This window comes from Mesorhizobium sp. M0296 (assembly GCF_040321675.1).
Classification (GTDB): Bacteria; Pseudomonadota; Alphaproteobacteria; order Rhizobiales; family Rhizobiaceae; genus Mesorhizobium.
Genome location: NZ_JAMYRZ010000047.1, coordinates 1 through 19,496 on the forward strand (window position 1 = coordinate 1; position 19,496 = coordinate 19,496).

Consider the following 19,496-nt stretch of genomic DNA (forward strand, 5'->3'; position numbering starts at 1 on the left):
GCCATTGAGCTTGACTTCGGTGCCCGACCACTTGCCGAACAGGATGCGGTCGCCGGCCTTGACGTCCAGCGGGACGAGCTTGCCGGCTTCGTCGCGGGCGCCGGAACCGACGGCGATGATCTCGCCTTCCTGCGGCTTTTCCTTAGCTGTATCGGGGATGATGATCCCGCCCGCGGTCTTGGATTCGGATTCGACCCGACGAACGACCACGCGGTCATGAAGCGGGCGGAACTTCGACTTTGCCATTTTTTATTCCTCGATGAGAATGGTGAGAACAGTTCCTCCGTCCGGCGGCGCCGGACATGTGGTTAGCACTCATCTTGGGGGAGTGCTAACGTGGCGCTGAAATAGGCTGGCAGCTCGTGCGAGTCAAGGCGCCCGCTGGGCATAATCAGGACAATTGCTTCAAACGGATACTTGACCAAGTCAACTAAATCGCTGATCTTGCCGGGAGGAGGATGCCATAACCATTCATCATCACCCAGGCAAGGACCGGATCGACGCGGTGCGAGCCTTCAACCGCTTCTACACCCGCCAGATCGGGCTGCTCGACGAAGGGCTGCTGAAAAGCACCTTCTCGCTGACCGAGGCGCGGGTGCTCTATGAGCTGGCGCATCGCGATGGCCTGACCGCCACCGACCTTGCGCGCGATCTCGGCCTCGATGCCGGTTATCTCAGCCGGCTGCTGAAGAAGTTCGAGGAGCGTGATCTGGTCGAGCGCGCCACGATCGAGGCGGATGCGCGGCGCTCGTCGATCGCGCTGACCAAGGCCGGGCGGCAGGCCTTCGCGCCGCTGAACCAGGGTTCGCACGACCAGGTCGCGGCTTTGCTCGAACGGCTTTCGGTTGCCGAACAGGACAGGCTGGTCAAGGCCATGCAGACGGTGCAGCGTTTGCTGGGCGGAAGCGCCGAGCCCAAAATTCCCTATATGCTGCGGCCCCTGCAAGTCGGCGACATCGGCTGGATCATCCATCGGCAGGGCCTGCTCTACGCGCAGGAATATAGCTGGGACGAAACCTATGAAGCGCTGGTCGCCGAAATCCTCGGTGCCTTCGTCAAATCCTTCGATCCGAAATGGGAACGCAGCTGGATCGCCGAGCGGGAAGGCGAGGTCGTCGGCTCGGTCTTCGTCGTGCGCCAGTCGGACGCGGTGGCGAAGTTGCGCCTGCTCTATGTCGAGCCGTCGGCGCGCGGCCTCGGGATCGGCAAGCGGCTGGTCGAGGAATGTGTCGGCTTTTGCCGCGCCAGGGGTTACAGGACACTGACGCTGTGGACCAACGACGTGCTCGCCGCCGCTCGCCACATCTATGAGGCTGCGGGCTTTAAATTGAGCAACGAGGAGCGCCACCATTCCTTTGGCAAGGATCTGGTCGGCCAGAACTGGAATTTGGAGCTGTAGCAGCGCCGCAGAATTTCGAGCATCGGCCTGGGGCGGTCGCTCAGGTCGCAGGCTTAATGTTTTGGTTCAAGCGAAAGAAATTGGTGGGATCATACTTGTTCTTTAGTGCGGCCAACCTCGGATAATTCTCGCCGTAAGCCGCCAGAACCCGATCAGTGCCCTCTTCGCCGAGATTATTGGCGTAGACGCCGCCGGTCGAGAACGGTCTCATTGCATCCCACAGGTCGCGCGCCCATCGGATGTGCGTTTCGTCGTCAGACGGATTGTCCCAGATCGATATCGGGAAGCAATCGTAAAGTGCATCTCTGTTGGCGTAGGGCGTTCCGTCCATCGGTACTCGCGAGATGGCGCCGCCAACCTGCTGCAGGACTAGAAGCGATTCGCTGGGTGCAGTCATGTAAGCCGCAAGCATGGTATCGATCGCCTGATCTGTGATTTCGCGCATGAACTGCGCCTTCCAGTAGTAGCGCCGCCCGCGCGGAAAGAGGCTGTCCCCGGCCGATTGGATTTGAAGATAGGGGACAGGAGCAATCCGGCGCTCAACTGGCGTGCCATACTCTCTCAGAGGTTGAATGATTTGCTGGCCTTCGTCGAGTGGGCCGATGTAGCACGCCGATATGCTGAAGAAGCGTTCGCCCGAGGGAGCCGTCACAAGTGCTGCATCCAGGCTCAGCTCATCCGGGGCGCCGCTCGAGAACGCACGATAGAACCGCATCGCTTCGCGTGCCTCTGCGTAGCGGTATAGCATCGATCCCGCGATGAGGAGCGGACCCACGGGATGGAGCTTGTATTCGAAGGTGGTGACTATTCCGAAATTGCCGCCGCCGCCCCGAATGCCCCAGAACAAATCTGCATTTTCGGCCGCGTTTGCCGTGAGCAACCGGCCGTCCGCCGTCACGATTTCGACAGCGACAAGGTTGTCGCAGCTCAGTCCATGTTTGCGGCCAAGCTTGCCGAACCCGCCGCCGAGTGTCAGTCCGGCTATGCCGGTATCCGCGTTGACACCCATGGTCGTCGCAAGACCATGGACCTGTGTGGCTGCGTCGAACTCGCCCAGGTTCAGGCCGGCTTCGGCGCGCGCGACACGGCGGATCGGGTCGACTTCGATCCGCTTCATGCGTGACACATCGATCACCAAGCCGCCGTCGCATACCGAACTGCCGGCGACGTTATGACCACCGCCGCGGACGGCGACGAGGAAGCCTTGCGATCGGGCGAAGTTGACGGCCGTGACGACATCGCTGGATTCGGCGCAATAGAAGACAGCCGCCGGCCTCTTATCGACCATGCCATTCCAAACTCTGCGCGCCTGGTCATAGCCAGGGTCGTCCGGAAGGATCAGATCGCCGCGAATCGCCTGCCTGAGCCGGGCGATATCTGGCGCCTGCAACGTCGGCTCGGAACCGTCTATAAGCTTGAACATGCTCATCGAGGGATACCCTTCGTGATCCAGCACGGTCGGACAGGCCGCTGTCGTTCACCGGATCATAAATATCTCATGCGGCGCCATTCGCTGCAAAATCGAATATCTCAGTCGCTGGATGAGCTAAATTCATCTAAACTGCCTGGATGAGAAACTTCCGCCGCTCGGGTCGCTTCGCGCCTTCGAAGCCGCTGCCAGGCTGATGAGCTTCAGGAAGGCCGCGACGGAACTCGGAGTGACGCCAACGGCCATCAGCCACCAGATTCGATTGCTGGAGGAGGTCTGTGGGCAACTGCTGTTCCGGCGGCGCCCACGACCGCTCGTGCTCACAGGCGTGGGCGAACGGCTATTCCCGGTAATTTGCAGCGGCTTCGACGCTTTCGCTGCGGCAATAGCATCAGCCTCGGCCGGAGTTGGCCAACGCCCGTTGCGCGTGACGAGCCCAAATGCATTTGCCAGCCGATGGCTGGTTCCGCGCCTGTCGAAGTGGCGCGAACAGCATCCGAACATTCCACTGGAGATCATCGGGACAGACGCCGTTCTGGACCTGCGAGCCGGTGACGCCGACGTCGCGATCCGCTATGCGCGCAGGATGCCGCGGGATGTTCCCGCGCAGGAAATTTTTCGGGACGCATTCTTTCCGGTATGCAGCCCGGAGCTGTTCGCAGGAGGCGACCGACAGATCGAGCGCGCCGCCGATCTGCTGCAATACCCGCTCATCCATTTCAATTGGACGAACCGCGACCCGGAAGCGCCGACTTGGCAACGATGGCTGGCGATCGCACGCTCGATCGATCCCAGCATCCCCAATGCCAACCAGGCATGGGACCTAAGCTTCCGCGAAGAGCTGCACGCGATTGACGCGGTAGCGGCAGGCCAAGGTATCGCTATCTGCAGCGATGTGGTCGTCAGTGGCGAACTCGAGGCTGGCAGGCTAGTCAAGGCACATGATCTCTGTCTGCCAGGCTATGGCTTTTACCTTGCCTGCGTAGCCAATCACCCCCGACAAGCGCATATCGAAGCGTTTTCCGCCTGGATGAGATCGATAGTCTGAGCATCTGAACGCCGACCTTCTGCATACTCATCACAAGCGCCCGGCGTAATAAATTGCTAACCACGATCGCCCTGCACTGACTGCCATGCACACTTGCCGGCGTCTGGCACAATCCGGCTCCTTGAATTATGAGCACGCTTATTATATACGTCGCTCATGGTTTCCGACGGCATCGACAGATTGGGCTTTTTGATCCACGACGTGCAGCGCCTGATGCGCAAGCGCTTCGAGGCGCGCGCCAGTGGTTTCGGCCTTTCTTCGGCGCAATGGCGGCTTCTGGTACGTGTCGCCAAGGAGGCGGGTGTCGCGCAGGCGCGGCTTGCCGAGCTTCTCGAAATCGAGCCGATCAGCGTCTCGCGTCTTGTCGATCGCATGGAGGAGGGCGGCTGGATCGAGCGCCGTCCCGACGCAACCGACAGGCGAGTGCGCATGATTTTCCCGACCGCCAAGGCGAACGCGGCCTACACCCACGTCAAGAGCCTTGCCGGCGAGGTTTATGAGGAATCGCTCGTTGGCGTTTCGCCGGAAGATCGCCGCGTCCTGGTCAGGGCGCTGGAGACAATGGTGCAGAATCTTGCAGATGGTGAGACGCCGCCCTCGGAAAAAGTGAAGAATACGGAAGGCGCAGCAGCATGAACGCGGTAGCCAAACTAGATGAGAATGCGGCCAAACTGGAGATGGAAGCTCCCGCGAAGCCGGCGGCAGCTCCGGTAACGGTCGCTCCGCAGATAGCTCCGGCGCCGGTGGCGCCGAAGAAGAAGCGCCGTGCCGGCCGCTTCCTTTTGATGTTTGTGCTGCCCGCTGCGTTGATCGCCGGCGGCAGCTATGTCTGGGTGACCGGCGGCCGCTATCAGGAGACCGAGAACGCCAATCTGCAGCAGGCCAAGGTGTCGATAGCCGCCGATACGGCGGGCCGCATCGTTCAGGTCGACATTTTCGACAACCAGTCTGTCAAGCAGGGCGACGTGTTGTTCGCTATCGATCCCGAGCCCTACCGGATCGCATTGGCCCAGGCCGACGCGGCGGTGGCCGGCGCACGGCTCAATGTCGAGCAGTTGCGTGCGGCCTACAGCCAGGCGCTGGCGCAGGAGAAGTCCGACGAAAGCCAGGTCCAGTACGCGCAGTCGCAATATGACCGCGCCGCCGACCTTGCCCAGAAGGGCATCAACGCCAAGTCGTCTCTGGACGAAGCCAAGAACGACCTCGACAAGGCGAAGCAGCAGCTGGCCGTGGCCCAGCAAGGGATCGTCAGCGCCAAGGCGGCACTTGGCGGCAATCCCGACATCGAGACCGACAAGCATCCAACGGTAATGGCGGCGCTCGCCGCACGCGACAAGGCGGCCTACGATCTGGTCCAGACCACGGTCAAGGCACCCGCCGACGGCATCATCAGCCAGGCCGCTTCGTTCAAGGTCGGCCAGTATGTCGGTTCGGGCACGCCGCTGTTTTCGCTGGTCGAGACCGGCGACACCTGGGTCGACGCCAATTTCAAGGAAACCCAGCTCACCAACATGAAACCCGGCCAGAAGGCCGAAATCATGGTCGATACTTATCCGGGCAAGACGTTCGAAGCCACCGTCAAGGCGATCGGCGCCGGCACCGGCGCCGAGTTCTCGCTGCTGCCCGCGCAGAACGCTACCGGCAACTGGGTCAAGGTCACGCAGCGCATTCCGGTCCGCCTGGAATTGACCGATGCCGACGCCGAGGCGGCGCTGCGCACCGGCATGAGCGCGACCGTCACGGTGGACACCGGCGTTTCCCGCGGGCTGCCGAGCATTTTCCGCCGCGCCACGGCAGGCGAGGCCAGGTAAAGAGGCCTGGTAGCGGCCGCATATAGCAAACAGCGAGATGGATGCAGGATTGGTCCGAGGGAGGCGCAGGAAAAGTTGAATGCGTAGACGGGCTGCGCTGTAGCCTGCCTGAGCAGACAACGTCGCGCAGGATCTTCGGTCCTCAGGTTTCCGGGCGGCAGGCGCCCGCTTTGTCGAGACGCTCAGTCGATGTAACCCCCACATCGATGCTCGCGTCCCACCGCGATGAGGGTCTCTCTACAGCGGGGCCTCGCCGTCCGGAAACCTAATGTACACGTTTTTGTTACCTGCTGGAAGTTTTACGTCATGAGCAGCCCAGAACCCTTTCGCGAAGTACCGCACCGCGGCCTGATCACAGTTGCGCTCATGCTTGCGACGATCATGCAGGCGCTCGACACGACGATCGCCAACGTTGCGCTGCCGACCATGACCGGCGATCTCGGCGCCTCCCCCGACAACATCAACTGGGTGTTGACCTCCTACATCGTTGCCGCGGCGATCATGACGCCGGTGACCGGTTGGCTGGCCGACCGCTTCGGTCGCAAGGAGCTGTTCCTGACGGCCGTGGTCGGTTTCACCGTCTTTTCAATGCTGTGCGGCATCGCCTGGAGCCTTGAGACCATCGTTTTGTTCCGGCTCATGCAAGGCGTGTTCGGTGCGGCCATCGTGCCGCTGTCGCAGACCTTCCTGCTCGACATCAACCCCAGGGAACGCCACGGCCAGGCTATGGCCATCTGGGGCGCCGGCATCATGCTGGGACCGATCCTTGGCCCGACGCTGGGTGGCTGGCTGACCGAGAATTTCAACTGGCGTTGGGTGTTCTTCATCAACCTGCCGGTCGGCATCATCGCCTTCCTCGGCATGGCCGCATATCTTCCCAGCGTCGCCCGGCGGGTGCGCAGCTTCGATTTCTTCGGCTTCACCATGCTCTCGCTCGGTGTCGGCGCGCTGCAGCTGATGCTCGATCGCGGCGGCGAGGTCGACTGGTTTTCCTCGATCGAGATATGGATCGAGCTTGGTCTTTCCATCACCGGCTTCTGGGTATTCACCATACATACGTTGACGGCGGAGCACCCCTTTATCGACCCCAAGATCTTCCTCGATCGCAATTTCGTCACCGGGCTGGCGTTCATCTTTGTCATGGGCGTGCTCATCCTGGCGAGCATGTCGCTGCTGCCGCCAATGCTGTCGACCATCTTCGGCTATCCGACCCTCACCATCGGCGTCGTCCTGGGGCCGCGCGGTGTCGGCACGATGATCGCGATGCTGTTCGTCGGGCGGATCATGCACAGGATCGATGCCAGGATCCTCGTCGTCATCGGCTTCCTGCTGACCGCGCAATCGCTCTACACGATGTCGAGCTTTTCGCCGCAGATGGACAACTGGCTTATCCTCAGCTCCGGCGTCATCCAGGGCCTTGGAATGGGAATGGTGTTCGTGCCGCTGTCCACCGTGGCTTTCGCCACGCTCGACGCACGCTTCCGCACCGATGCAACGGCGCTGTTCAGCCTGGTGCGCAATCTTGGCTCGTCGATCGGCGTATCGGTGGTGACGGTTCTGCTGGTACGCAACACGCAGATCAACCACGCCGAGCTCTCGGCCTATATCAATGCGTTCAATCCCAACCTCTGGGCGGCATCGCCGGCAGCGGCGGGCGGCGATCCGACGGCGCTGTCGCTGATGGATCGCATGGTCAATATCCAGGCGATGATGATCTCCTACGTCAATGACTTCAAGCTGCTGATGATGATGACACTGCTTGCTGTCCCCTTTGTTTTCCTGCTGCGCAAGCCAAAGGCGGCGCCGCCCGCCGGTGGGGCGCCTGCCGCGCATATGGACTAAGTTCTCACGGCTCCGGCACCGCGACCGGCTCACGGCTTCCGTCGCCTGTGCCGGTAGCGTCGGCGTTGAGCCAGGTTCACCTGCCATTAGTATATCCGGACCAATATGCAGTCGCTTTTGGGTTGAAGGCGAGCCTCCTTTGCTTGCCTCAAGCATCAGCGGGAGGAATTGTGTTTGGCCACGAAGTCATCCAGGCAAACCGCCGGCGCGCCCGAATCCGCAAATTTGACGACGCTGGCACAACTGGCGACTGCCTCATATGAGGCCCTCGAGCGCGAGCTTCGCGCCACGATTGCGGCACTTCAGGACCAGGCACTGCGGTTCCAGACCGCGATAGAGAACATCTCGCAAGGCATCTGTTTCTTTGATGCCGATGAACGGCTGATCCTGTGCAATCGACGCTATGCGGAAATCTATCGCCTTGCACCGGAGCAATTGCAGCCGGGTGCGGCGCTGCGCGAAATCGTCGAGCGGCGCGTCGCTGTCGGAACCTCGGCAATGAATGCGGACGCTTATCTGGCGTTGGCCCGGGCAGTCAATTCGGGCACGGCTTCGGGGAACTGGACAGCCGAGCTCGCCGATGGCCGGACAATTCAGGTCTGCCATCAGCCGATGCCTGACGGCGGCTGGGTGGCCACGCATGAGGACATCAGCGAGCTCAGCGCCAACCGCTTGGTCGTCGACGAGCGTATCTCCTTGCAGACGCTGATCGACCTGGTGCCTGACTACATGTGGGTGAAGGACACCGAAAGCCGCTTCGTCGTCGCCAACCGAGCCATTGCGTCCGACAGCGGTCGAGACAGCACGAGCGACATGATCGGTCTGAGCGACTTCGACCTTCACGCGCCGGATCTTGCGCAGAAATTTCGCCTCATCGAGCAGCAACTGATGCGCGACGGACAACCGATGATCGACGAGGAGGAGTTCGTCGTCGATGCGTCAGGCACCGGCAAATGGTTCCTGTCTACGAAACTGCCGTTGCGCAACGTTCAGAACAACATTTTCGGCCTCGTCGGCATTGCCCGCGACATCACTGCGCGCAAGCAGGCCGAAATCCTTCGCGACGGGCAGGCGCATATCCTCGAGATGATCGCAAAGAGCGCTCCCCTCGAAGACGTGCTCGAGCGGCTCATGCGTCTGGTCGAGTCCCAACTGGCGGGGATATTCGGTTCGGTCTTGTTGCTCGACAAGGATGGCAGCCACTTGCGCCACGCCGCCGCGCCGAGCCTGGCGAGAGACTACACCGACGCCGTCGACGGCGCCGCGGTAGGCCCAAGGGCAGGGTCTTGCGGTACCGCAGTCTATCGGCGCGAGCCGGTGATTGTCGCTGACATCATGCAGGATCCACTTTGGCGGGACTATCGCGAACTCGCGCGGCCACACGGTTTGCGTTCATGCTGGTCGACGCCGATCCTGTCGCATCAGGGCGCCGTGCTCGGCGTTTTTGCAATGTATTCTATGACGGTGCGCGAACCGACCGAGGCCGAGACCCGCCTCATCGATTTCACCACGCGCATCGCCGGGATCGCCATCGAACGCAAACAGGCCGAAGACCGGATCCACTTCATGGCCAATCATGACGTGCTGACCGGGCTTCCCAATCGCGCCTTGTTGGAGGACCGGCTTTCACAGGCGGTCTTGTACGCCCAGCGATACGATCGCTGGGTGACAGTGGTGTTCATCGATCTGGACAATTTCAAATTCGTCAACGACACGCTCGGCCACAATGCCGGCGACGAGCTCCTGAAGATCGTCGCAAGTCGCATGGTCGACTGCGTCCGGGCGACCGATACCGTCGTGCGACTTGGCGGCGACGAATTCGTCGTCGTGCTTTTCGACCAGCCGGCGAACGTCGATCTCGTTTCCGAGACCTTGCAAAAGCTCAGGGCTGCACTCGCCGAGCCGGTTCAGCTCGGAGCGCATCTTGTGCGGGCGACGGCCAGTATCGGCATTGCCAACTATCCCAAGGATGGAACGGATCCCGATACGCTGCTGGCAAATGCCGATGCGGCCATGTATCGCGCCAAGGAGTTCGGCCGCGATAATTTCCAGTTTTACGCTCCGGAGTTCAACACCAGGGCGCATGAAAAATTCGTGCTTCAGGAAGAGTTGCGAAACGCCTTGGCGCGTTCGGAATTCACGCTGCTCTACCAACCGCAGGTGGACCTTCGGTCAGGTCGGGTTTTTGCGGTCGAGGCGCTGATACGCTGGAACCACCCAACGCTTGGCACGGTAATGCCGACGATGTTCATCCCGACCGCCGAGGAGACAGGTCTGATCGTACCGATCGGCGACTGGGTTCTGCATGAGGCGTGCCGGCAGAACAAAGCCTGGCAAGACGCAGGACTGCCGCCCTTGACCGTTTGCGTGAATGTGTCGGCGCGGCAATTCAGGGAGCGCAACCTGATCGATCGCATCGTCAGCGCGCTGAAGGATAGCGGCCTGGAGGCCAGGTATCTCGAGCTGGAGGTGACCGAGAGCCTTATCATGCAGGATATCGAGCTGGCGGTCGCCACCATGAACGCCCTGCAAAGCCTGGGTGTCCAGATCTCGATCGATGATTTCGGCACCGGCTATTCCAGCCTCAGCGCACTCAAGACCTTTCCCGTGGCGCGGCTGAAGATCGACAAGTCCTTCATCAAGGATCTCGCCGCCGACGAGAACGATCAGGCTGTGGCCAGCGCGGTGATTTCATTGGGGCAAAATCTCAACCTGAGGGTCATCGCCGAGGGCGTTGAGACAGATGATCAGGTGGCTTTCCTGCGCAGGAACAATTGCGACGAAATGCAGGGCTACCATTTCAGCATGCCGGTTTGTGCGCAGGACATCGAGGAATTGCTCGGCGGCGGCCGCAAAGACTGACGGATCGGTCGCCAGCAGGCTTCCGCCGTCCAAATGGTGGAAGTTATCTGCCGAGCACAAGGCACCAGTAGCGAAGCGTGCTGTCGCGGCCGTCGCGCACATAGGCGAGGCCGAAGCGGGTGAAGCGCGGGTCGAGCATGTTGCGGCGGTGGCCTGGCGAATGCACCCAGATATCGAACAGCTTCTGCTGGTCGAAGCGGCCTTCGGCAATATTTTCGGCGGCAGCGCCGGCAATGCCATTGTCTTTGACGCGCGAGGCAAAGTCCCTGCCCCAGCCGGTGGTGTGGTTCATTCGGCCGCCGCGCGCCATGTATCCGGCCTGCTGGAGCGCCGCCTGCTCGAGCCGGGCATCGGGGGCGAGCGGCCCCAGACCCGCCGAAGCGCGGATGCCGGCCAGGGTGCCGGCGGCGGAAGCAGAGACGCCGGCGCTATCGCCGATTGGCAGCACGGCGGTTGCGCAGGCGGTGAGCCCGGCAAGGGCGCCAAGGCCGGCAGCTCTGAGCAGCACGCGCCTGCTTAGGCTTGGTTGGGCCTCATAATTTTCGATTTTCGTAACGGTCATGCCCGCCTGACATAACCGCGATGATGGCTTTTGCCGGGCAGGGCGGTGAAAATGCGTGATGAATGGTTTCGGCGCGATGACACTTTGTCGGATTGATTTCACCGCTCAATCGAAACAGGCCTGCTCGGATGGCAGCATTCGCCCAGACGGCTGTTCGGGCTCGATACTCCCAGGAGCTCGATACCCAGTCAGGCCTTCACGGACAGAGAGCTTCTTTTCCCCACCTTTGCGGCTTCACTAGCGCTGGGGAGGTATCCTCGGTTGCAAATTTTCTCTGGGGGATATCGCTTGCAATGACGACCGGAGCGATTCGTACGCCTGAGCACCAAGCAGCCTTCGGTATTGGTCTTCGAGACGCTGATTGAAATCGTGGACGGTCCGGATCACCGCAAGCGCCGCATCAGTTGCAACGATTAATTTGGCCCGTCGGTCGTTCGGATCATGCGAACGCCGAACATAACCGAGGCGCTCTAGTTCATCGATCAACTCACCCATCGATGCTTTGCCAATGCCAGCACGCTCTGCGAGGACGCTGGGTCGGGTTCCTTCCGCGTCGATGTTGGCGAATACAGCGCCGTGTTTGGGCTTGATTGCCGAATGGCCGCTCTCCCGGAGAACCTGGACCAAAGCGCTCGCCGACGATTGATAAGCATAGAGAAGCAGAGACTGCGTGTATGGCTGATTATCCATCTTTCCAAACTTATATGGTGCCCATATAGTATGGCAACCGAACTATATGACAGGAGATCAGCATGGCTACGGGCAACGTCCGAACTGAAGGGGTGGAAAGTGTCGCGCACAGGCTGATCGAAGCTTGGAATCGTCACGATGCTCGCGCCTTTGCCGCCGTATTCGCGGCAGATGCCGAATTTACAAACGTCTTCGGTATGCAGGCGACTGGACGTGACAAGATCGAGCAGTTCCATGCCCCAATTTTTGAGAAGATGTTCAAGCACAGCCACCTATCCGCCGAAAGCGTGCGGAACAGGCTTGTTCGCCCTGATGTTGCCACGCTCGACCTGGGGTGGTCCATGACTGGCGCGCTCGATCCGATGGGAAACGAATGGCCGCGTCGGCGCGGATTAATCAGCGTAGTGGCGACGCGGGATCATGATGAATGGTTGATTGCAACGATGCACAATATGGAACTTGGGGACGATCAAATGGCAAAGTCTCAGGAGAAACTTCAAGAGCATAAGTAGGCTCTTCATTCACACAGAATCAAAAGCGACAGCCAGCCAGCATGGTCAAGCCGATCTGATCGGGCAACGAGATCGAACGGCGGGTCAGGTGATCGGGATTGGCGAGCTATGCTACAGGAGTTGGTGCCGGATGGCGGTGCCTTGTCCCGGTTTGGCTGGCACAATGGCGCGCCCCATAGCCGGTCGCCTTGGTCTTGCGGAATCTAATGTATGAACGGCTTGGAGCGCGCTGGGCTCTCGCCGGCAGTTCTTTGCGGCGCGGTGATCGCCGGGCGGCTATTCCGCCGCCACGAGTTTGGTTTCCGGCGTCGATGTAGCCCGGCTGGCCCGATCGTCCTCGGTATCTTCCCACCAATCGCCCAGGGCGTCGATGAGCGGCACAAGCTTGAGACCGGGCTCCGTCAGGTCGTAATCCACGTGTAGCGGATAGCCGGCATGCGCTGTTCGCCGCACAATCCCGGCTTCCTCCAGCTTGCGTAGTTCGAGCGCCAGGATGCGGTGCGACACTGTCGGATTGTCACGCCTCAGGTCGCTGAAGCGCTTGGTACGGCAAGGTGGGCCAGCGACCGCTGAGCACACGCATGGTCTCCTCGATCGGGCAGCGTGAGACGACATCTTTCATGGCGGGGACCTGGTTACAGAATAGTGCGTAATTTACATGGGGCGACCAGCGTTTAGGGTCAAGTTTCGCTGCGCAGCGTGATCCCTAAATCATGGAAGAGACAAAGAAATGGAACCTATTCTCCTTTACGGCTTCCCGCTGGGAAGTTCGATGGGGCTTGTCGCTGCTTTTGAACGCCTCGAACAACGCTACCGCCTGTGTCGTGTCGACATGCTCGCTGAGATGAAGAACGATGCCTATGCCAGCATCAACGGCCGTCAGGAAACGCCGGTGTTGATCACCGACGAAGGCAGGGTGCTCACCGAGACCATGGCGATTGCCGCCTGGCTCGAAGCCCGCGATACGCAACGCCGTATCAGCTTCGAGCCTCGCTCGCCGGAGGCCGACCGGATGCACCAGCTGATGGCTTTCGTGAACACCGGTTTCACCGCCGCCTTCACCCCGCTCTGGGCCGCATATGAAATGGAATCGGCGGAACCGGTGCTGCTGGCGACCTTGCGTGATTTCGGCCGCAAGGTCGTTACCAACCGCCATGAGCAGCTTGAGGCGATGATCGTCGACACGGATTTCCTGGTCGGCGGCCGGCTGACGCTTGCCGATACCACGCTGATCGGCGTGGCGCGCTGGGCGGAGTTCCACCAGGCGGTCGACGGCGCCGCTTATCCCAAACTGGCGGCGCTCCGCCGCCGCATCGAAGCCGATCCGGCCGTGCGATACGCGCTCGCTGTCGAGGCTGGCGAAAAGCCCGCCGGGTCCGGCGCTTGCCTCGGTCACGTGCCGCTGGCCGAGGTGATCGATCGCTTCACGGCCTAATCCGTTCGTTCAGCCGCCCGGCGCCCCGGCGCCGGGCGGTGGCGACAAGCACACCGAGATCCGCTATCATACGGGCGTTCTTGAAGTGGCAGCTGCGGGCGGCCATCCTGGCGGTGACCGCCCCGACACACGGGAGAAAGGTTATGGCCGGCTTTCATGTCATGGCGGACGCACGTGGAATGCATGTACAGCCCACGGTGCGCCGCATCAGCACCGAGGATCTGATCGATGCGCTCCGTCTCGGCGTAGAGGATTTTTGGGCCAAGCCGTCGCATTACGTGTTCCTTTGCCTGATTTATCCGGTGGTCGGCCTGATCCTGACGCAGTGGACCTCGGGCTCGAACGCCATCCAACTCATCTATCCGCTGATGTCCGGCTTCGCTTTGGTCGGTCCGTTCGCCGCTATCGGCCTTTACGAAATCAGCCGCCGGCGCGAGTTCGGCATGGATACATCCTGGTGGCATGCGCTCGACGTGCGCCACTCGCCGGCGCTGCCCGCGATTGCAGTCATCGGTATCATGCTGGTGGTACTGTTCCTGCTCTGGCTGTTCACTGCGCAATCGATCTACACCAGCCTGTACGGCAATCAGCCTCCGGCCTCTATCGTCGGCTTTATTCGCGAGGTGCTGACGACCAGCAAGGGCTGGACGCTGATCCTGCTCGGCAACCTGGCCGGGTTCGCCTTCGCCGCGATCGTGCTGGCGACGACTGTCGTCGCCTTTCCGCTGCTGCTCGACCGCGATGTCGGCGCGGTCTCGGCAGTCGAGACGTCGGCAAGGGCAGTTATGACAAACCCGCTGCAGATGGCGCTGTGGGGCCTGATGGTCGCCGTGCTCCTGGTCATCGGCTCGATCCCGCTATTTGCCGGGCTTGCCGTCGTCATGCCCATCCTTGGCCACGCGACCTGGCATCTCTACCGCAGGGTGGTCGAACCGGAGCGGGCACAGCAGGTCAGGCGGCCGATGTAGGACCGATCAGCGTTGCGCGTCGGTTGCCATCTTGACGGCCAGCGCGGTCAGCACCGTGCCCATCATCCAGCGCTGGATCACCAGCCATAGCGGCCGCCCGGCGAGGAAGATGGCGATCGAGCCGGCCGTCACCGCGATGATGGCGTTGACGGTCAGGCTGATCGCGACCTGCGTGGCACCGAGCACCAGAAGCTGCGACAGCACGTGGCCCTTGCCGGGGCTGATGAATTGCGGCAGCAGCGACAGATAGAGCACTGCCACCTTTGGGTTGAGCAGGTTGGTCATCAGGCCCATGGCGAACAGCTTGCGCGGTCTGTCTTTCGGCAGTTCGGGGATCTGGAAGGGCGAGCGTCCGCCGGGCTTCACCGCTTGCCAGGCGAGCCACAGCAAATAGAGCGCGCCGGCAAGGCGCAGCACATCATAGGCGAAGGGCACGGCGAGCAGCAGCGCGGTGATGCCGAACGCCGCCGACAGCACGTAGAACAAAAAACCGAGCGCCACGCCGCCCAGCGAGATCAGCCCGGCCTTCGGCCCTTGCGACAGCGAGCGCGAGATCAGATAGATCATGTTCGGGCCGGGCGTCAGCACCATGCCGAGGCAGACCAGCGCAAAGGCAAGGTGGTTGGCGGGTTCAGGCAAGAGCGCATCTCCGGATGAGGACACTCACCACATGCTTCCATCACCCGCAAGGGCATGAGGGCAGGAGCCTTTGCGCCAGTGCGCCGGGGCCCCTGCCTTAGTCGCCAATCCCATCGCCTTCAGCCGACGATGCGCAGGTTCGACAATTCGTTGGCGATTTCCTTGAAATTGTCCGACAGCGTCGCGCCCGTCGCATTCCAGAACAGCTTGGCCGGCTTGCTCGGGTCGGCCGAATCCTTGCGGAAGCGCGAATCCGACGAACACGCCTTCAGCGCATCGATTGCCTTCTTGTCGCTGGCATCTGTGGGCGACAGGTCGAGCGCCACCGTCATCACCAGAATGTTCGAATTCTTTGCATTGGCGCAGAGCGTTTTCATCTGCTCGTCGAGTGCTGCCGTGTAGTTGGCACTGGTATAGGTGGTCTTACCGATATCGGTGCTGGTATTCATGAACAGGCGGGTTACGCTTCCAGATCCCGGATAGGTCAGCCCAGTGTAGCCGTAGGCGGCGTAGGTCGACCTGTTGTTGGCGTAGCTGCCGTCGCTGACGGCACTATAAGTATTGGCTCCGTCGGTCAGCACCACGACCACCTTGTCGTTGCCCCTCTCGCTGTTCGGCCGACCATCGGTGAACGGTGGGTTGCTCGATACAGTTCGCCAGCCCCAGGCAAGGCCCTCCGGCACGTTGGTGTTGCCGTTCGGCGCCATGGCGTCCTTGATTTCCTGCTTCTCTGCGTCCTGGCTGACGTCCTTCAACGGCGTGATCGGGTTGGTGGTGCAGGAGGAATTCGGCCCATCGCCCGCGGCTGCGGATTGCGAACCGTATGGTTTTACCAGGAAATATTTGCGCATGTCAGACTGGCGCTGGGAAGCGGTAGGACCGGCGACATAGGGCCAATCGGCCCACCAGTTGTTGCCGTAATTGTAGGACGTGCTGATGACGTCGTTGATGCCGTCACGGTTGAAATCGAGCCACAGAGTGCCAGCCTCATCCGGGGCGAACATCGGCACGAAAAGCGTGGCCGGCGCGGCCGTATCGGGCGTGGTGTCGTCGACATTGTAGGGATATGGCCGTGCTTCGACGCAACCTTGCCAGCTCGCATAGCGGCTTGTGGTGTAGATATATTCCGGTGCGCTCCAGTGGCCGTACTGGCAGGTGCCGTTCTTCTTGTATGTGTCGCAGACATATTGCTTCGAATTGGGTACCTCTTCGCGGCCCGATTCGACCGTCATGTCGGCGTAGAGGCTGAAACGCGTCAGCGGCTGGTCCTTGGTCTCGCCCCAGCCGGTGCCGCGCTTGTACCAGACGCCGTTGAGCTTCTCGGCATATTTGTCCGGATTGTTGGCGGCACTCATCGTCGTCCAGTCGAAATCCTCGTGCTGGATCGGGGAGATGCCGTCCTGATCCATCCAGCCGTCCTGGTCGTGGGTAGGGCCGACATTGACCGAGGCCGCAAACGGCACGAGAGAAAACTGCACCGGTTTGGTGATCTGCTTCATCTGCTGCGCCTGAAGCGCCAGCGTATCGACAAGCTGCTTGGCGGCCGACTTCAGCAGGTCTATTCGCTTCTCGCCGGTGCCGGAGCCGAGATCGCTCATCGAGCCGGAATTATCCAGCACAAGCGCGACTTCGAGGGTGTTCTTGAGGCGGAGTTCCGAACATTCGGTGAAGGTCGTGTCGCTTGCCGTGCCGCCGATCAGCAGGCTGGCGGCCGGTAGAAAATAGGGGTGGAAGGTGAGGCCGGCGCAGAGCTTCAAGGTGCCGCCGCCGGCATTGTTGTTGGGCAGTGTGACGGTCAGCGCTGTGTTCGCCGGATCGACACGTGCGAGATTGGTTTCGAAAAATGTCTTGGCGTAGGCCTTGACGTCGTCGTCGCTGGCGCCGGCGACGATCTGCTGGGCGGCGGCGAGGCCGGCCGCGTCAAGGGCATTCAGCGTTTCGTGCTTCTGGCGCAACAACTCCCCGTAATCGACGCTGAGCGCCAACCCGCCCATCAGCGGTACAATGGTGATTGCGGTCAGGAGTAGTTGCCACGTCTGTCGCGTCGGAAATTTCCGATCATTGCCTTCAGCATTCCCGCCCGCCCCGTTTTTTCCCGGACGATGCCACGCATTTTTAAATTTCCGATTGCTAAAATACGTTCAAGGTCGGCACGGTTTTTCAATGCCCGTTAACCACACGTCCGCAATCGGCAATGCTGCTCCGCGGCAAAGCCCGACAAGGCTCTGAAAAAGAAGGCTTTCGCCATCACGTCCTCGCCGGCGTCCCCGGGCGGCAATCTTGCGGGCACAACGAAAGCTGGTGACAGAGCGAAGCGCTTCGGTTAATCCGGGCCGGCCGCTACGGACCGTCGGTCGCGGCGCTTGCAAGCATCATGGTACAGGGACAACGGCATGGCGGATTCGCCCGACATCATCGGTTCGCTCGCAGACTTGTCGGGAGCCTATTCAGCCATCCTGTGCGACGTCTGGGGCGTGGTGCACAATGGCGAATGGCATTTCCCGGCGGCGGCTGCCGCGCTGATCGCTGCTCGCGCGGCGAAAATACCTGTCGTGCTGATCACCAATTCGCCGCGTCGCAGCGCCGACGTGGTGGCACAGATGAGCGCCATCGGCGTTCCGCCCGCCGCCTACGACCGTGTCGTGACGTCCGGCGACGTTACCCGCGACCTGATCGCCGAAGGGCCGCGAAAGATCTTCCATATAGGCGCCGATCGGGATTTCACGCTCTATGAGGGCCTCGACGTCGAACTCGTCGAGGAGTTCGAAGCATCCGGCGTGGTCTGCACCGGCCTGTTCGATGACGAGGTGGAGAAGCCGGAAGATTATGCCGATCTTCTGCAGAGGCTGCGTGCCAGGAACCTGCCCTTCATTTGCGCCAATCCCGACATCGTCGTCGAGCGCGGCGAACGCATGATCTGGTGCGCAGGCGCTTTGGCCCGCGAATACGCACAGCTTGGCGGACGCACGCTGATCGCCGGCAAACCCTACGCGCCGGTCTATGACGTCGCCATGAAGGAGATCGCCGCCATTCTCGGCCGCCCGGTCGAGCGTTCGCAAGTTCTGGCCATCGGCGACGGCATGATGACCGACATCAAGGGCGCGGCCGACAATGGCTTCGACGTGCTCTACGTATCGGGCGGCATCCATGCCCGCGATTACGGTGAGACGCTGCAGCCGGATCCGGCCAGGCTCGCGGCCTTCCTGGAAAAATATGGCTACAGGCCGGTCGCGGTGATTCCCAGGCTGCAATAGGTTCAAGCCATGACGGCCATGTTCGAACGCATTTCCGCAACCGCACCGCTGCCGGCCCATCTGCGCGGCGGCGTGGTGGCTATCGGCAATTTCGACGGCGTCCACCGCGGCCACCAGGCGGTGCTCGAACGCGCGCGCGCCGAAGCGGAGCGTCGCGGCGTACCCGCCCTGGTGCTGACCTTCGTACCGCATCCGCGAAAGGTGTTTAGGCCGGACATGCCGTTGTTCGTGCTGACGCCGCCGCCGATGAAGGCGCGGCTGTTGTCGCATCTGGGCTTTGCGGCGCTGGTCGAGCAGCCGTTCACACGCGAGTTCGCCTCCTTGTCGGCGGAGGCTTTCGTCACCGGCGTGCTCGAGCGCAACCTCGGCATAAGCCACGCCGTCACCGGCTTCGATTTCCATTTCGGCAAGGACCGCCAGGGCGGTCCGGCCTATCTGATGGCTGCCGGCGAGCGCCACGGCTTCGGCGTCACGCTGGTGGATGCGTTTCGCGACGAAAGCGCCGAGGTGGTGTCGTCGAGCCGCATACGCACGCTGCTGTGCGAGGGCAATGTGGCCGAGGCCGCCGGCTTGCTCGGCTACCGTTTCACCGTCGAGGCGGAGGTGATCGGCGGCCAGCAGCTCGGCCGGACACTCGGCTTTCCGACCGCAAACATGAGGCTTTCGCCGGAAGTCACCCTCAATGAAGGGATTTATGCCGTCCGCTTCCGCCGCGCCGACGGTTCGCTACACGATGGCGTCGCCAGCTTCGGCCGCCGGCCGACGGTCGACGACAATGGCGCGCCATTGCTGGAGACCTTCGTCTTCGACTTTTCCGGCGACCTCTACGGCGAGATTTGTGCCGTGTCCTTCTTCGGCTACCTGCGCTCGGAGGTGAAGTTCGACGGGCTTGACGCGCTGGTCGCCCAGATGAAGCGCGACGAGGCCGAGGCGAAGGCACTGCTCGCCGGCGTCAGGCCGCTTTCCGGGCTGGACGCGGCCATAGCTTTTTAGAGCACGGTCCCGAACCGAAGGTCAGCGAAGCAAAAAATGGGAACCGGTTTTC

General features: G+C 61.6%; 16 protein-coding genes and 2 pseudogenes. 11 read left to right on the forward strand and 7 right to left on the reverse strand.

What is annotated here, in order from left to right; translation table 11 throughout:
- Window positions 1-246: co-chaperone GroES (locus NKI97_RS30245; protein ID WP_292539378.1), on the reverse strand; the 246-nt coding region annotated here is incomplete at its 3' end.
- A 217-nt stretch (window positions 247-463) separates the two neighbouring features.
- Between NKI97_RS30245 and NKI97_RS30250 the strand changes: the two genes are divergently transcribed.
- Window positions 464-1,399, forward strand: a complete 936-nt coding sequence (locus tag NKI97_RS30250; RefSeq protein ID WP_352453717.1) for a bifunctional helix-turn-helix transcriptional regulator/GNAT family N-acetyltransferase — start codon at window positions 464-466, stop codon at window positions 1,397-1,399.
- A gap of 40 nt (window positions 1,400-1,439) precedes the next feature.
- On the opposite strand, the gene NKI97_RS30255 is transcribed toward NKI97_RS30250, so the two are convergent.
- On the reverse strand, window positions 1,440-2,828 hold the full coding sequence (locus tag NKI97_RS30255) for an FAD-binding oxidoreductase (protein WP_352838033.1): 1,389 nt from the start codon (window positions 2,826-2,828) through the stop codon (window positions 1,440-1,442).
- 136 nt (window positions 2,829-2,964) lie between these two features.
- Between NKI97_RS30255 and NKI97_RS30260 the strand changes: the two genes are divergently transcribed.
- From NKI97_RS30260 to NKI97_RS30280, 5 genes are all read left to right on the forward strand, one after another.
- The gene (locus NKI97_RS30260; protein ID WP_352838061.1) at window positions 2,965-3,876 is read left to right on the forward strand and encodes a LysR substrate-binding domain-containing protein; all 912 of its coding nucleotides are present in this window, start codon (window positions 2,965-2,967) and stop codon (window positions 3,874-3,876) included.
- Window positions 3,877-4,032: 156 nt separating this feature from the next.
- Complete coding sequence (locus NKI97_RS30265; protein ID WP_352838034.1) at window positions 4,033-4,512, forward strand: MarR family winged helix-turn-helix transcriptional regulator; 480 nt, start codon at window positions 4,033-4,035, stop codon at window positions 4,510-4,512.
- Window positions 4,509-5,687, forward strand: coding sequence for an HlyD family secretion protein (locus tag NKI97_RS30270; protein WP_352838036.1), 1,179 nt, complete (start codon window positions 4,509-4,511; stop codon window positions 5,685-5,687). The genes NKI97_RS30265 and NKI97_RS30270 overlap by 4 nt, the downstream gene beginning before the upstream one ends.
- A 306-nt stretch (window positions 5,688-5,993) precedes the next feature.
- Entirely contained in the window at window positions 5,994-7,529 is a 1,536-nt protein-coding gene (locus tag NKI97_RS30275; RefSeq protein ID WP_352453710.1) for a DHA2 family efflux MFS transporter permease subunit, read from the forward strand.
- 174 nt (window positions 7,530-7,703) lie between these two features.
- The gene (locus tag NKI97_RS30280; protein WP_352838038.1) at window positions 7,704-10,391 is read left to right on the forward strand and encodes an EAL domain-containing protein; all 2,688 of its coding nucleotides are present in this window, start codon (window positions 7,704-7,706) and stop codon (window positions 10,389-10,391) included.
- A 43-nt stretch (window positions 10,392-10,434) separates the two neighbouring features.
- Here NKI97_RS30280 and NKI97_RS30285 read toward each other — a convergent pair whose 3' ends face one another.
- Both NKI97_RS30285 and NKI97_RS30290 read right to left on the reverse strand, forming a co-directional pair.
- Window positions 10,435-10,953 (reverse strand): CAP domain-containing protein, encoded by a 519-nt coding sequence (locus NKI97_RS30285; RefSeq protein ID WP_352750252.1) that lies wholly within the window; start codon window positions 10,951-10,953, stop codon window positions 10,435-10,437.
- A 237-nt stretch (window positions 10,954-11,190) separates the two neighbouring features.
- The gene (locus tag NKI97_RS30290) at window positions 11,191-11,643 is read right to left on the reverse strand and encodes a MarR family winged helix-turn-helix transcriptional regulator (RefSeq protein ID WP_352750251.1); all 453 of its coding nucleotides are present in this window, start codon (window positions 11,641-11,643) and stop codon (window positions 11,191-11,193) included.
- Between the two features lie 62 nt (window positions 11,644-11,705).
- On the opposite strand from NKI97_RS30290, the gene NKI97_RS30295 reads away from it, so the two are divergent.
- Complete coding sequence (locus NKI97_RS30295) at window positions 11,706-12,155, forward strand: SgcJ/EcaC family oxidoreductase (protein WP_352838040.1); 450 nt, start codon at window positions 11,706-11,708, stop codon at window positions 12,153-12,155.
- Window positions 12,156-12,431: 276 nt separating this feature from the next.
- Here the strand turns inward: NKI97_RS30295 and NKI97_RS30300 are convergent.
- A pseudogene (locus tag NKI97_RS30300) lies at window positions 12,432-12,777 on the reverse strand (winged helix-turn-helix transcriptional regulator).
- 108 nt (window positions 12,778-12,885) lie between these two features.
- Here NKI97_RS30300 and NKI97_RS30305 point away from each other — a divergent pair.
- Both NKI97_RS30305 and NKI97_RS30310 read left to right on the forward strand, forming a co-directional pair.
- Window positions 12,886-13,590, forward strand: a complete 705-nt coding sequence (locus tag NKI97_RS30305) for a glutathione S-transferase family protein (protein WP_352838042.1) — start codon at window positions 12,886-12,888, stop codon at window positions 13,588-13,590.
- 143 nt (window positions 13,591-13,733) lie between these two features.
- Window positions 13,734-14,558: a DUF2189 domain-containing protein gene (locus tag NKI97_RS30310; protein ID WP_352453716.1), complete on the forward strand. Its 825-nt coding sequence runs from the start codon at window positions 13,734-13,736 to the stop codon at window positions 14,556-14,558.
- A gap of 6 nt (window positions 14,559-14,564) precedes the next feature.
- Here the strand turns inward: NKI97_RS30310 and NKI97_RS30315 are convergent, their stop codons facing one another.
- Window positions 14,565-15,197, reverse strand: coding sequence for a LysE family translocator (locus NKI97_RS30315; RefSeq protein ID WP_352838043.1), 633 nt, complete (start codon window positions 15,195-15,197; stop codon window positions 14,565-14,567).
- A 119-nt stretch (window positions 15,198-15,316) separates the two neighbouring features.
- A pseudogene (locus NKI97_RS30320) lies at window positions 15,317-17,259 on the reverse strand (pilus assembly protein TadG-related protein).
- A 331-nt stretch (window positions 17,260-17,590) separates the two neighbouring features.
- Between NKI97_RS30320 and NKI97_RS30325 the strand changes: the two are divergent.
- Window positions 17,591-18,451, forward strand: coding sequence for a TIGR01459 family HAD-type hydrolase (locus NKI97_RS30325; protein ID WP_352453473.1), 861 nt, complete (start codon window positions 17,591-17,593; stop codon window positions 18,449-18,451).
- A gap of 9 nt (window positions 18,452-18,460) precedes the next feature.
- Window positions 18,461-19,444, forward strand: coding sequence for a bifunctional riboflavin kinase/FAD synthetase (locus NKI97_RS30330; protein WP_352569769.1), 984 nt, complete (start codon window positions 18,461-18,463; stop codon window positions 19,442-19,444).
- Window positions 19,445-19,496: the final 52 nt, after the last annotated feature.